Raw genomic sequence first — 13411 nt, 5'->3', positions numbered from 1 at the left:
ATGGCGATGATCGACGCCGGCGGGATCCGGCTGCACGTCCAGCGCATGGGCCCGGGGGACGGGCGCACGCCGCACGCCACCGTCGTCCTCGTGCACGGGCTGCTCACCGACAGCCTGGCCAGCTACTACTTCACCGTCGCCCCCGCCTTCGCGGCGGCCGGCCTCGACGTCGTCATGTACGACCTGCGCGGGCACGGCCGCAGTGAACGCCCGCCGCGCGGCTACACCCTCGACCACAACATCGACGACCTGGAGACGCTCCTGGACCGGCTGGGGATCAGCGGGCCCGTGCACCTCGTCGGCAACTCCTACGGCGGCACCATCGCCTTCGGCCTCGCCGCCCGCAGGCCCGAGCGCACCGCCAGCCTCACCCTGATCGAGTCCGAACCGGCGACCGCCGCCTGGGCGGCGAAGATGGGCGGCATCCTGCGCCGCGTGGTCACCCAGCTCGCGCACAACGAGCCCGACGCCCTCGCCTGGATCGTCACCCACCGCGGCCACAACACCGCCCGGCTGGCCAAGAGCGCCGCCCGGCTCGCCCGCGAGACCACCCTGGGCCGCGACATCCCCGCCAGCCGAGTGCTGACCGAGGCGCGGATCACGGCCGTACGCTGTCCGGTCCTCGGCGTGTACGGCGGCGACTCGGACCTGGTGGACCTGGTACCGCTGAAGCGGCGGCTGCTCACGGACTTCCGGCCGGTCGTGCTCCCGGGCCACGAGCACTCGGTGCTGGTGGAGGCACCCGGCACGGTCGGCGGCCACGTCCTGGACCTGATCCGCTCCGTCGAGGGCGCCGGGGCAGGGGCGGGGGCCGGGCCCGGCTCCGCGGCGGAGGCCGGGGCGGGGGCGCGGTGAGCCGGTTCCTGTTCGTCGTCCCGCCGCTGGTCGGGCACGTCAATCCGGCCGTCGGAGTCGCCGCACGGCTCGCCGCGCGGGGACACCGGGTGGCCTGGGCGTGCGCCGACGCGTCGCTGGTGCGCCGGCTCGCCGGCCGGGACGCCCACGTCCACGCCTGCGCGGGTCCGGTGCCGGGCGTCGACGGCGCCGTACGGCCGCCCGAGCTGCGCGGCGCGGAGGCGCTGAGGTTCCTGTGGGAGCGGTACCTGGTGCCGCTCGCCGACGCGATGGCCCCCGGCGTCCACGCCGCCGTCACGGACTTCCGCCCCGACGTCCTGGTCGTGGACCAGCAGGCGTTCGCCGGTGCCCTGGTGGCCGAACGCCTGGGCCTGCCCTGGGCGACCTCCGCCACCACCTCGGCCGAGTTCGCCGGTGCCTATGACGGGCTGCCCAGGGTCGCCGAATGGCTGGGCGAGCGCCTGGCCGAGCTGCGCGCCCGGATCGGTGACCCGGCCGGGACCGCCGACCCGCGTTACTCGCCCCATCTGCTCCTGATCTTCAGCACGCCCGAACTCATCGGTCCGCAGGCTCCGTTGGGGTCACGCATCCACTACGTCGGACCGTCCCTCGCCGACCGCCCGGCCGGGCCCTGCTTCCCCTGGGAGTGGCTCGACCCCGGCCGGGTGAAGGTCCTCGTCACCCTGGGCACGGCCAACGCCGACGCGGGCGACCGCTTCCTCGCGGAGTGCCGCGCCGCCCTGCGCGAGCGCGCCGACCGGGTGCAGGCGGTGCTCGTCGACCCGGGCGGCACGCTGCCCGACGGCGACCCGGGCGAGGCGGACAAGGATGTGCTGATCCTGCCGTCCGTACCTCAACTCCCGCTGCTGGAGCGGATGGACGCGGTCGTCTGCCACGCCGGGCACAACACGGTGTGCGAGGCGCTCTGGCACGGTGTCCCGCTCGTCGTGGCGCCCATCCGCGACGACCAGCCCGTGGTGGCCGCGCAGGTCGTGGACGCCGGTGCCGGGGTCCGGGTCAGGTTCGGCAGAGTCACCGCGCATCGGCTGGGCGAGGCCCTCGACCACGTCCTGTACGACCGCGTCCACCGGGCCGCCGCCGCCCGGGTGCGCACCGCGTTCCGCGCGGCGGGCGGGGCCCGGGCGGCCGCCGCCCACCTCGAACGACTGGCGGCCGACAGCGGCGCACGACGGACCGAGGAGGGCCGATGAGCGAACCCGGCAAGAACGCCGAGCGGATCGCCGCCCTGCGGCCCGCCTACCGCGCCGACCTGGCCGGCGGCACCGACCGCTTCTTCGGCACCCGGAGCACCGCCTGTCCCTGGTGCGGCTCCGCCCGGCTGGCGGTCCGGCTGCGCACCACCGACCTGCTCCAGCACAAGCCGGGCCACTTCACCCTCGACCGCTGCGCGGACTGCGGCCACGTCTTCCAGAACCCCCGACTGACGCCGGAGGGACTGGACTTCTACTACCGCGACTTCTACGACGGCCTCGGCGAACAGCGCATGAGCGGGACGTTCGGCGGCCGCACCGCGATGTACCGGGGCCGGGCCGAGGCGATGGCGCCCCACGACCCCACCCCGAAGAACTGGCTCGACGTCGGCACCGGCCATGGCCACTTCTGCGAGGCCGCCCGAGCCGTCCTGCCCGGCACCACGTTCGACGGCCTCGACTTCACCGACGGCGTCGAACTCGCCGCCCGCGAGGGCAGGGTGGCACACGCCTACCGCGGCGCCTTCCCCGACCTCGCGCCCGAACTGGCCGCCCGGTACGACGTGGTGAGCATGTTCCACTACCTGGAGCACAGCACCGACCCGGAGCGGGAACTCCGGGCCGCCCACGAGGTCGTACGCCCCGGCGGCCACCTGCTCATCGAGGTCCCGGACCCGGAGAGCCGTTACGCCCGCCTGCTCGGCCGCTGGTGGCTGCCCTGGCTCCAGCCGCAGCACCTGCACTTCGTCCCCGTCGCCAACCTGCGGCAGCGGCTGACCGCGCTCGGCTTCACCGTCGTCGCCGAACAGCACGCCGAGCCGCACGACCCCGTCGACCTGCTCGCCGCCGTATGGCTGGCCCTCGACCACGCCGCCCCGCGCGAGGACGCACCCTGGCTGCCCGAACCCCCAGGGGCCCTGCGCCGCGCCGCCCGCACCGCCCTCCTGCTGGCCGGCATCCCCGCCCTCCTCACGGCAACCCTCCTGGACCGCTTGGCGATCCGCCCCCTCGCCGAACCCCTCGGCCTGAGCAACGCGTACCGCCTGGTGGCCCGGCGAGAGTGAGGAGCGCTGCGCGCGGCTTCGGGGGGGCGGGGTTGCCTCGGCCCCTTCGACCAGCGGCACTGCCGGGCCGGTTCAGGGTTCAGCGACCGGCCCGCTGTCGTGGCTTGCGCGATGCGCACCGCCTAGTGGCTCCACCCCGTGGGCGCCGAGCGAGAGCGACCGTGCGCGTCGGCCGGTCGCGGCGGGCCGGACGCCGGCCCGTCCGGATCGCGACGCCGCTTCCCGACCGCTCGGGGGACGAACGCATCGCTCGGGGGAGTGACGCCCCACCTCCCGGGCGCCCCGCCGCGAGCGCCCCCTCACAGCACCTCCGCGCGGATCAGTGCCGACAGGACCAGGGCGCCCGGCAGCAGGGGGAGCCAGTCGGTCAGGAGGCGGTAGCCGATCACGGTCGCGGTGGCCAGGGCGGGCGAGCCGCCGAAGGCGACCAGCGTCCACACCAGGGCCGCGTCCACCGCGAGACCGCCGGGCGACGGGACCGCGCCGACCGCGGTGCCGGCCGCCAGGTGGGCGAGGACCACGTGGTGCCACGGCAGCCCCAGGTCCAGCGAAGCCCCCACGCACACCAGCACCCCCGCCTGCACCAGAGGCATCGCGACCGCCCCGCCCCAAAGCGCCAGCACCCGGGAGGGCCGCCCGTGCACCTCCCGTGCGTCGGCGAGGGCACCCCCGATGATCCGCGTCACCGGGCGCCGCAGCGGTCGTACGGTCATCACGACCAGCCCCGTCACGGCCAGCACACCGCCCGCCGCGGCGGCCGTAGGCACCAGGCGGCCGTCCGGCAGCACATCGCCCAGCCGCTGCCGGGCGGGCGTGCACGCCAGGAACAGCAGCAGAACCAAACTCCTGGCGAGACATCTGGCCAGGGAGTAGAGGCCGATCGAGGCGGTCGCCCGGGACAGCGGCACCCCGCGGGTGCGCAGGAAGCGCAGGGTGACGGCGTGCGCGCCCAGGCCGCCCGGCAGGGCGTGGTTCGCCGCGCCCGCCGCGAACTGCGAGGCCAGCAGCAGCCCCGGAGGCAGCCGGTCCGGCAGCGCGCCCTGCCGGCAGCACGCGGCGGCCACCCAGGTCAGGCAGGTGACCGCGGCCCCCGCCAGCAGCCACCAGGGGTCCGCGGCGGTCAGGCGTACGACGCCCTCGTACGCCACGGGCCGGTTGGCCAGGGCCCAGCCCCCGGCGAGCAGCAGGGGCGCCAGACACAGGGCGAGCCGGACCGGCCGGGCCGCCATGAGCGAGCCCCGGCGCACCCGCGCCTCGGGCAGGGGACCGGGCGAGCGCGGCGAGGAATCCGGTGCGGGGCCGCCCGCCACCGGGTGGTCCGGGGCCGCCGGAGGGTCCGCCGTCACCGGCCGGTGCCGCGGGTCCGGCGGGGGCGACGCCGCCGTCGACCGAGGCACCGAGGCCCCCGGTGGCCGTGCCGCCACCGATGACGGAGTCGCCCCCGGGGGCAGCGCGGGTGGAGAGGGCGGAGTGAGCGGAGACAGTGAGGACACGGGGAAGTCGTCCTTCCGCGGCGGGACCCTGGACAGGGGCCGGGGGGAGGCGGAGCGGCGAAACCTCCGGGAGCCTTCCCCTCCCGCGTGACACCGGGGTGGCCGGGAACCGACGGAGCGAGGGCGGGGCGGTGCCGCGGGGCGCGTGCGCGGAAACCGCCGTGCACAGCCGACCAGGTAGCCTTCCCAGGGGGCGCGCTGCGCAAGCCACGCCCGGGTGGTCAGGAACGGTGACAGGGGAGGTACCCGCGGTGCACGTGCAGGAATGGCTCGACACGGTGCCCGCGGCCGCGGTCTACGCCGTGGTCGGCGTGGTGATCGGCCTGGAGAGTCTGGGCATCCCGCTGCCGGGTGAGATCGTCCTGGTCTCGGCGGCCCTCATGTCCTCCCAGCACACCGGCGTCAACCCCGTCGTGCTCGGCGTGTGCGCGACCGCCGGAGCCGTGATCGGCGACTCCATCGGCTACGCGATCGGCCGCAAGGGCGGCCGCCCGATGCTGGCCTGGCTGGGCGCGAAGTTCCCGAAGCACTTCAGCGAGGGCCATGTCGCCACCGCCGAGCGCTCCTTCGAGAAGTGGGGCATGTGGGCGGTCTTCTTCGGCCGTTTCGTCGCCCTGCTGCGCATCTTCGCCGGCCCCCTCGCGGGCGTGCTGCAGATGCCGTACTGGAAGTTCCTGATCGCCAACGTCCTCGGCGGCATCTGCTGGGCCGGCGGCACCACGGCGGTCATCTACTACGTCGGCGTCGTCGCCGAGGACTGGCTCAAGCGCTTCTCGTACGTGGGTCTGGCGGCCGCGGTCCTGATCGGCCTGGCGTCCGCGCTGGTCATCAAGCGCCGTGCCAAGAAGGCCCAGCTCGAGCGGCAGGACCAGCCCGAGGCAGAGCCGGTGGGTGCCGGGGAGTAAGGCCGCGGGCCCCGCTACCCGTGCACCCCGCTGCCCGTGCACCCCGTTACTCGTGCACCCCGCGGTGCGCCTTGCCCAGCTCGGCGTACATGGTGCCGTTGAGGGTGACCCCCTGCCGCTCCTCCTCCGACAGCGCCCGCTTCACCTTCGCGGGCACCCCCGCCACCAGCGACCCCGGCGGAACGACCATTCCCTGCGGCACCAGCGCCTGCGCGGCCACCAGCGAACCGGCCCCGATCACGGCGCCGTTGAGCACGGTCGCGCCCATCCCGACGAGGCAGTCGTCCTCCACGGTCGCCCCGTGCACCACGGCGTTGTGACCGATGGACACCCGCTCCCCGACCCGCACCGGGAACCCGGGATCGGCGTGCAGGGTGCAGTTGTCCTGCACGTTGCTGCTGGCGCCGACCTCGATGCTCTCGACGTCACCGCGCAGCACCGCGCCGTACCAGACGCTGACGCCCGTGCGGAGCGTCACGTCCCCGATCACCGATGCCGTGGGCGCCACGAACACCTCACCGTCGAGCCGGGGGTCCTTGCCGCCGAAGCCCACGATCATCGCCTTGTGCGTCATCAGCTCTCCTCGCGTCACCGGTGCCCCGCACCTCACGTGCTGCGCACCACACGTCTCCCGCACCGTACGACACCGGTAGGGCAAAGATCACAGCAGCCCGCCCTCATGCCGGAGGCTCCCGCCGAGTAACTTGAGCCCGTGCCGAAGAGCAAGAACACGTTCTCATCGTGGCGGGGCCGCGTAGCGCAGCGCGCCGTCCACGCGGCCTGGGCGTGGGTGCAGCGCACCGGTTCGGTGTCCGCCGAGAACCCCGGCGGCCTCCGCTTCGGCTCGATCGGCGAGGCCACCCGGCTGGCCTTCCCGCTCGGCACGGTCTTCGGCGAACCCTGGATCCACCTCGGCTCCCACTGCATCATCGCCGAGCAGGTCACCCTGACCGCCGGGCTGATGCCGGACCTGGACCTCGGCCCCGACCCGATCCTGCGCATCGGCGACGGCGTCGTGCTCGGCCGGGGCAGCCACGTCATCGCCGACACCACGGTCACGATCGGCAGCGACTGCTACTTCGGCCCGTACGTCTACGTCACCTCCACCAACCACTCCTACGACGACCCGCACGAGCCCATCGGCCGGCAGTGGCCGCGCATGGAGCCGGTGGAGATCGGCCCGGGCTGCTGGATCGGCACCGGCGCGGTGATCCTGCCCGGCGCCCGGATCGGCCGGAACGTGGTCGTGGCGGCGGGTGCCGTGGTGCGCGGGACCGTGCCCGACCACGCCGTGGTGGCGGGCGCGCCCGCCCGGGTCGTACGGCGCTGGACCCCCGACGACGGCTGGCAGCCACCGCTGCGGACCCCGGCGCCGGTGCCGCTGCCGGACGGGATCACCCCGGAGCAGCTGAGGGCGCTGGCCGAGCTGGACGAGGAGGGCGCCGAGCAACTGGCCCGCCTGGAGGCCGACGGCTGAGCCGCCGGCTCGGTGGCGGACGATTCAGCCGCCGGCTCGGTGGCGGACGATTGAGCCGCCGGCTGGGTTGCCGACGGCAGAGCCGCCGGCTTGGTGGGCGACGGCTGAGCAGAGAGCCTGGTGCCCGACGGCTGAGCCACCATCTGGCGGCCGACGGCCGCGTCAGCCGGTCGCCAGCAGCAGCGTCCCGACCAGCGCGAGTCCGGCCCCCGCGGCCTGGACCGCGCGCAGCCGCTCGCTGAGGAAACCGCGTGCGGCCAGCGCGGTGACCACCGGATAGAGCGAGGCCAGCACCGCCGCCACGGTGACCGGGCCGTGCTGGGCGGCGACCGCGTACGTGCCGTTGGCCGCCACGTCCGCGAGCCCCACGAAGCCCAGCGCCGGCAGCGAGGACCGCACCCGACCGCCCTCGGGCAGGGCAGGGGTGCCGCGCCGCACCGAGGCGTACAGGGCCGCGCCGCCCGCCGCGACGCTCGTCACCCGCTGTACGAACAGCGACAGGAACAGGCCGGTGACCGTCGTCGAGGCCTCCGCGATCAGCGCGAACACCGTGCCGAAGCCCAGCGCCGCGACCAAGGTGAGCAGGATCGTGCGCCGCTGCACCGGTGCGCCGCGCAGCTGCGGCCCGCCCGCGAGGACGACGCCCGTGACGGCGACCGCGATGCCGGCGACCTGCACGGTCCCCGGGCGCTCGCCCAGCACCAGGCCCACCCCCACCGGGACGGCGACGCTCAGGGTCGCCAGCGGAGACACCACCCCCATCGGGCCCAGCGCCAGGGCCTTGTAGAAGGAGAGCAGGGCGACCGGACCGGCCAGGCCGGCGGCGACCGCGAACCACAGGCGCGGGCCCGCCTCGCTCCAGCCCCCGGTGGCGACCACGAGGACACCGAGTACGGCGGCGGCGATCGCCTGGGAGGCGACCACCACCGTCAGTGCGGGCGCGCGTCGCGTCAGCAGCCCGCCGCCGAAGTCGGCCAGACCCCACAGCAGGCTCGTGGTCAGGGCGAAGAACGCGGTCACGGCTGCCTCGCAGTACAGTTCGGTGAACGAGCGGGTGCATCCCACCGTAGTTCGTTCCAGTGAACTACGTCGAGCAAAATAATTCACCCACAGCTCACTTCCCTGTTCTCTCGTCAGCCCCACTCCCGCTACTGGACGGAACCGGACGGAACGTGTCGGACCTCGAACTCCTGACCCAGTCCCTGGCGCGCAACGTGAAGCACTGGCGCGCGGTGCGCGGCTTCACCCTGGACGTGCTCGCCGCCCGGGCCGGTGTCAGCCGCGGCATGCTCATCCAGATCGAGCAGGCCCGCACCAACCCGAGCATCGGCACCGTCGTCAAGATCGGCGACGCGCTCGGCGTCAGCGTCACCACCCTGCTCGACTACGAGCGCGGCCCGAAGGTCCGCGTCGTCCCCGCCGAGCGCGCGGTACGGCTGTGGCACACCGAGGCCGGCAGCTACAACCGGCTGCTCGCCGGCACCGAGGCCCCGGGCCCGCTGGAGATGTGGGACTGGCGGCTGATGCCGGGCGAGCGCAGCACCTCCGAACCGCACCCCGGAGGCACGGTCGAACTGGTCCACGTCACCGCCGGCGAGCTGGCCCTCACCGTGGACGGCGAGGAGTACCGCGTACCGGCCGGCGCGAGCGCCTCGTTCGAGGCCAACATCCCGCACGTGTACGCCAACGCCGGGGACGTCCCGATGGAGATGGTGATGGCGGTCTCGGTGCCGCCCGTGAGCTGAGACACGGCTACGGCGGGCGGCGCGGCCTTGTTAGCGTGCGGCCATGCGCGCACCCATCGGAGAATTCGACACCGCCGTCCCCGCCCCCGAGTGCCTGGACGAGCTGGTCGCCCCCGTCGCCGACGCCGTACGCCACTGGCGCGGCAGCGTTCCCGCCGACCGGATCGTCTACGTCGACACCGACCCGCGCTGGGCCGACACGGCCGTCTTCGTCGAGCACTACGGCCGCGACCTGCTGGGCACGTCCGCCAACTGCGTGGTGGTCGCGGGCAAGCGGGGCGGCGAGACCAGCTTCGCGGCGTGCCTGGTGCTGTCCACCACCCGCGTCGACGTCAACGGCGCGGTGCGCCGCCGGCTCGGCGCCCGCAAGGCATCCTTCGCACCCATGGACACGGCGACCGGCGAGACCGGCATGGAGTACGGCGGCATCACGCCGGTGGGGCTGCCCGACGGCTGGCCGCTGCTGGTGGACGCGGCCGTCGCCGATCTGCCCTACGTCCTCGTGGGCAGCGGGCGCAGGCGCGGCAAGCTGCTGATCCCGGGCAAGGCGCTCGCGGAACTCCCGGGCGCCGAGGTGATCGAAGGGCTCGGGGCCGCCTGAGCCCTGGCCGGGCCCGGGGGCGTCTGCGCTCAGGCCGTCAGATGGTGGGCCAGCGCCAGATGCGGGTCCCGTTCGCCCGGCGCCGGGGCCGGGTCCGCGTGCACCAGGGCGGCCGTCAGTCCCGGCACGGCGTGCAGCAGGGCGTGCTCGGCCTCGACCGCGATCCCGTGCGCCCGCCGCACCGTGGCCTCGCCGTCGACCACGACCGCGAGCTCGGCCCGCAGCCGGTGCCCGATCCACCGCAGCCGCAGCTCGCCCACCTCGCGCACGCCCGGCACCGTCCGCACCGCCGCCTCGGCCCGGTCCACCAAGGCCGGGTCGACGGCGTCCAGCACCCGCCGGACCACCTCCCGCGCGGCGTCCCGCAGCACCAGCACGATCGCCGCGGTGATCGCCAGGCCCACGACCGGGTCGGCGTAGCGCCACCCCAGGGCCGATCCGCCCGCGCCGAGCAGCACGGCGAGCGAGGCGAACCCGTCCGTACGGGCGTGCAGACCGTCGGCGACCAGCGCGGCCGAGCCGATCTCCCGGCCCACCCTCATCCGGTACCGGGCCACCCACTCGTTGCCCGCGAACCCCGCGAGCGCGGCCGCCGCGACCGCGGGCACGTGCGCGACCGGACGCGGGTCGAGCAGCCGCCCGGCGGCCGCCCAGGCGGCGAACGCGGCGGAGGCGGCGACGGTCAGCACGATCACCAGACCCGCGAGGTCCTCGGCCCGCCCGTAGCCGTAGGTGAACCGCCGGGTGGCCGCCCGCCGGCCCAGCACGAACGCGATGCCCAGCGGCACGGCGGTCAGCGCGTCCACCGCGTTGTGCACGGTGTCCCCGAGCAGCGCCACCGAACCCGAGACGACGACCACCACCGCCTGGACCAGCGCGGTCGCGCCCAGCACGGCCAGCGACACCCACAGCGCGCGCATCCCGCGCGCCGAGGACTCCAGTGCGGCGTCCACCTTGTCGGCGCTCGCGTGCGAGTGGGGGGTGAGGAGATGGGCCAGCCGGTGCCGGACACCGGGTGAACGGGGGGAGGTGTGGCCGTGGCCGTGGTTGTCGCCGTGGCCGTGGGGCGTGCGCCCGTGGTGATGCCGGTGCCCGCCACTCGGGTGGTGCGTGTGCCGCTCGCTCACGTGGATCCCCTTCCGGTGGTGCCGGGAGGTGGACGCGTGGGCGCCCACGAAGCCATTATGTGCGTATGAGCGCACGCATGCACCTATCACCTGCGCATCATGCGCAGCCGCGCACCCCGGGCGACACCCAGTTCGCCGTCGCCGCCGAACTCCTCGCCCTGCTCGGCGACCGCACCCGGCTCACCCTGCTGCACGCCCTGACGGCCGGCGAGGCGGACGTGACCACCCTCACCGAGGCGTGCGCCGCCGCCCGCCCCGCCGTCAGCCAGCACCTGGCCCGGCTGCGCCTCGCGGGTCTGGTGACCACCCGCAAGGAGGGCCGCCGCGTGGTCTACGCGCTGCGCGACGGCCATCTGCGGCGCCTGGTCGTCGAGGCCCTGAAGGTGGCCGACCACCGCCTGGCCGAGCGGGGCGGCGCGACGGAGACCTCCTGAGCGTCTGAGCGGCGGGAACAGCCCCTCATGACGACGGTGTCCCGCCGGCCGCGGCGCAGTGCCGGGGCCGACGGGACACCGTCAGCGGTCGTGAGCGGTCAGTGCGCCGGAGCGTCCGTGACCACGACCTCGTCGATGCTGCGCTCGATCGCCTCGGGCTTCGACGCGGTGGCCTTGGCCCAGTAGTAGATGCCGAGCGAGAACACCGCGACGACCAGGATGTCCCACCACAGCGGGATGGTGCCGTCGCCGCCGAAGGTGCTCAGGTAGGAGATCACGCCGAGGCCGGCCAGGTAGGGCGGCAGCCACTGCGCGGCCTTGAAGTCCAGCCGGGGCGCGTCGGGCAGGTTCTTGCGGATGGCGTACCAGGCGTAGGAGCCGAGCAGCACGTAGCCGATCAGGATGGCGAAGCCAAGGCGCCACAGGGTGTCCCAGCCCGACCAGAAGATGATCAGGTTGGCGACCACGAAGGACAGCGGCGAGATGACCTTGCCGAAGGGCAGGCGGTACGGGCGCTCGTGGTGCGGCAGGCGGTCGGCGAAGACGCCGTACGCCAGGGGCGCGCCCGCGTACATCAGGACGCTCGCGGAGGTGATGAAGCTGACCAGCTCCTGCCAGCTCGGGAACGGCAGGAAGCAGATCACGCCGGTCACGAACGAGATGACGAGACCGAACCACGGCACGCCGCGCGAGTCCGTCTTGGCGAACACCTTCGGGGCGTAGCCGTTCTTGGCCAGGCCGTAGGAGATGCGGGAGGTGGCGGTGGTGTAGATCAGGCCGGTGCCGCCGGGGGAGATGATCGCGTCGGCGTACAGGACGAAGCCCAGCCAGCCGAGGCCCACCACGGTGGCCAGACCGGCCCAGGGGCCGCTGATGCCCGGGAAGTCGAGCTTGCCCCAGCCGTGCGCGAAGGAGCTGTGCGGCAGGGCGACGATGAAGACGACCTGGAGCAGGATGTAGATCACCGAGCCGATGGCGACCGAACCGAGGGTCGCGCGGGGCAGGTCGCGCTTGGGGTTGCGGCTCTCGCCGGCGAGCTGGATCGCCTGCTCGAAGCCGAGCAGGGCGAAGATGATGCCGCTGGAGCTGATGGCGGCGAGGACGCCCTTGGCGCCGAAGGGCGCGAAGCCCTCCGAGGTGAAGTTGCCCATGTGGAAGTTGCCGATGGCGATGATGAAGATCGCCGCGAGGGGGACGGCGATCTTCCACCAGGTGGCGGCGCTGTTGGTGTGGGCGAGGACCCGGACGCCGAGGAAGTTGACCGCGACGAAGACGGCCATCAGGACGACGGCGACGACGATGCCGCTGGTCGTGAGTGTGCCGTTGGCGCGCTGCAGCCCTTCGGCCCACTGCCAGTGCTTGGCGTAGCCGATCATGGCCTCGACCTCGATCGGCGCGACCGTCGCGGCCTGGAGCCAGGAGAACCAGCCGAAGGACATGCCGGCCAGGCCGCCGAAGGCGTAGTGCGGGTAGCGGGCCGTGCCGCCGGCCACCGGGAACATGCCGCCGAGTTCGGCGTGCACGAGCGCCAGCAGCACGATGGCCACCGCGCCGATCACCCACGAGATGATCGCCGCGGGGCCCGCCACCACGACCGCCTTCTCGGCGCCGAACAGCCAGCCGGAACCGATGATGGAACCCACGGAGGCCCACATCAGACCGATCAGGCCGACGTCGCGGCGCAGGCCGCCGCCTGGGCCGCCGCTCTGGTCCTTCGCGGCTATGGGCGCGGCATGGTCGACTTTCGCCATGTCAAGTGGCCTCTCAGATCGTAAACGCAGGATTAACGAGCAAGGACGCCACAGGCTAGGAAAGCTTTCCGTGCTTACAGAAGACTGTTTCCGAAAATTTGACCCAGGATCTTGCCTGTCTTGGGAACGGTCTCTTCACAGGTCAGACACTAGAGCGGAATGTCAATATTCAGCGGTGAATTGTGATGAAGACAGTGAGACACGCTAGCCGAGGCGTGGAATTTCGATGGCCGGGCACCGGTCCATTACCATGTCCAGCCCTGCCGCCCGGGTGCGCTCCCAGGCCGCCTCGTCGACCACGCCGAGCTGGAACCAGACCCCCTTCGCGCCCTTCCCTACGGCCTCCTCGGCCACCGCGCCCGCGAGCTCGCTGTTGACGAAGACGTCCACCACGTCCACCGCGAAGGGGATGTCCGCGAGCGACGCGTACCCCTGCTCGCCGTGCACGGTCTCCGCCTTGGGGTGCACGGGCACGACCCGCTTGCCGAACCGCTGGAGCACCTGCGCCACCCCGTACGCGGCCCGGTTCCGGTTCGACGACAGGCCGACCACCGCCCAGGTGTCACCCAGCTCGGTCAGGATCCTGCGGATCGTCGCTTCGTCGCCGTACACGGCTGCCTCCTCCGGTTGCGCGGGAACGCGCGGGAATCTGTCGTCGTCCCAACAGCGCCCGACAGGTGCGGATTCCCCCCGGTACCCCGCCACGGTGACCGGAATCGGCGCAAGGTGCCCGCGTACGGCCGCCCGC

Annotated in this window: 14 protein-coding genes; 8 read left to right on the top strand and 6 right to left on the bottom strand. The window is 73.8% G+C overall.

From position 1 onward, the window contains the following. The 3 genes from B446_RS06725 to B446_RS06715 are packed head-to-tail and all read left to right on the top strand — an operon-like array spanning position 1 to position 3130. On the top strand, positions 1–855 hold the full coding sequence (locus tag B446_RS06725; RefSeq protein ID WP_020938668.1) for an alpha/beta fold hydrolase: 855 nt from the start codon (positions 1–3) through the stop codon (positions 853–855). Then, a complete protein-coding gene (locus tag B446_RS06720) occupies positions 852–2066 on the top strand; it encodes a glycosyltransferase (RefSeq protein WP_020938667.1) in 1215 nt (404 codons plus the stop codon). The genes B446_RS06725 and B446_RS06720 overlap by 4 nt, the downstream gene beginning before the upstream one ends. Continuing rightward, entirely contained in the window at positions 2063–3130 is a 1068-nt protein-coding gene (locus B446_RS06715) for a class I SAM-dependent methyltransferase (RefSeq protein ID WP_020938666.1), read from the top strand. Before B446_RS06720 ends, B446_RS06715 begins: the two co-directional genes overlap by 4 nt. A 299-nt stretch (positions 3131–3429) precedes the next feature. Here B446_RS06715 and B446_RS06710 read toward each other — a convergent pair whose 3' ends face one another. Further along, the gene (locus tag B446_RS06710) at positions 3430–4476 is read right to left on the bottom strand and encodes a lysylphosphatidylglycerol synthase transmembrane domain-containing protein (RefSeq protein ID WP_419184149.1); all 1047 of its coding nucleotides are present in this window, start codon (positions 4474–4476) and stop codon (positions 3430–3432) included. A 398-nt stretch (positions 4477–4874) separates the two neighbouring features. On the opposite strand from B446_RS06710, the gene B446_RS06705 reads away from it, so the two are divergent. Continuing rightward, positions 4875–5528: a DedA family protein gene (locus B446_RS06705; RefSeq protein WP_020938664.1), complete on the top strand. Its 654-nt coding sequence runs from the start codon at positions 4875–4877 to the stop codon at positions 5526–5528. A 46-nt stretch (positions 5529–5574) separates the two neighbouring features. On the opposite strand, the gene B446_RS06700 is transcribed toward B446_RS06705, so the two are convergent. Continuing rightward, positions 5575–6102, bottom strand: a complete 528-nt coding sequence (locus B446_RS06700; protein ID WP_020938663.1) for a gamma carbonic anhydrase family protein — start codon at positions 6100–6102, stop codon at positions 5575–5577. A gap of 138 nt (positions 6103–6240) precedes the next feature. Here B446_RS06700 and B446_RS06695 point away from each other — a divergent pair, with 138 nt between their 5' ends. Next, positions 6241–7005 carry an acyltransferase gene (locus B446_RS06695; protein WP_020938662.1) on the top strand — a complete coding sequence of 255 codons (765 nt, stop codon included), beginning with the start codon at positions 6241–6243 and terminating at the stop codon, positions 7003–7005. Between the two features lie 162 nt (positions 7006–7167). Here B446_RS06695 and B446_RS06690 read toward each other — a convergent pair whose 3' ends face one another. Beyond that, positions 7168–8025: a DMT family transporter gene (locus B446_RS06690; protein ID WP_043477813.1), complete on the bottom strand. Its 858-nt coding sequence runs from the start codon at positions 8023–8025 to the stop codon at positions 7168–7170. A 152-nt stretch (positions 8026–8177) separates the two neighbouring features. Here B446_RS06690 and B446_RS06685 point away from each other — a divergent pair, with 152 nt between their 5' ends. Together B446_RS06685 and B446_RS06680 are read left to right on the top strand one after the other, a co-directional pair. After that, complete coding sequence (locus B446_RS06685; RefSeq protein ID WP_020938660.1) at positions 8178–8750, top strand: helix-turn-helix domain-containing protein; 573 nt, start codon at positions 8178–8180, stop codon at positions 8748–8750. Positions 8751–8793: 43 nt separating this feature from the next. Beyond that, a complete protein-coding gene (locus tag B446_RS06680) occupies positions 8794–9351 on the top strand; it encodes a YbaK/EbsC family protein (protein WP_020938659.1) in 558 nt (185 codons plus the stop codon). Positions 9352–9380: 29 nt separating this feature from the next. Here the strand turns inward: B446_RS06680 and B446_RS06675 are convergent, their stop codons facing one another. Further along, positions 9381–10478, bottom strand: coding sequence for a cation diffusion facilitator family transporter (locus tag B446_RS06675; protein ID WP_043477810.1), 1098 nt, complete (start codon positions 10476–10478; stop codon positions 9381–9383). A gap of 65 nt (positions 10479–10543) precedes the next feature. Here B446_RS06675 and B446_RS06670 point away from each other — a divergent pair, with 65 nt between their 5' ends. Then, a complete protein-coding gene (locus B446_RS06670) occupies positions 10544–10912 on the top strand; it encodes an ArsR/SmtB family transcription factor (protein ID WP_020938657.1) in 369 nt (122 codons plus the stop codon). Positions 10913–11010: 98 nt separating this feature from the next. Here the strand turns inward: B446_RS06670 and B446_RS06665 are convergent, their stop codons facing one another. Beyond that, positions 11011–12663 carry an APC family permease gene (locus tag B446_RS06665; RefSeq protein ID WP_020938656.1) on the bottom strand — a complete coding sequence of 551 codons (1653 nt, stop codon included), beginning with the start codon at positions 12661–12663 and terminating at the stop codon, positions 11011–11013. A gap of 204 nt (positions 12664–12867) precedes the next feature. Next, positions 12868–13275 (bottom strand): CoA-binding protein, encoded by a 408-nt coding sequence (locus B446_RS06660; protein WP_020938655.1) that lies wholly within the window; start codon positions 13273–13275, stop codon positions 12868–12870. Positions 13276–13411: the final 136 nt, after the last annotated feature.

The organism is Streptomyces collinus Tu 365 (assembly GCF_000444875.1).
Taxonomy (GTDB): Bacteria; Actinomycetota; Actinomycetes; order Streptomycetales; family Streptomycetaceae; genus Streptomyces; species Streptomyces collinus_A.
Note: the sequence above shows the minus strand (reverse complement) of the source record. Positions and strands in the feature narration are given on the sequence as shown.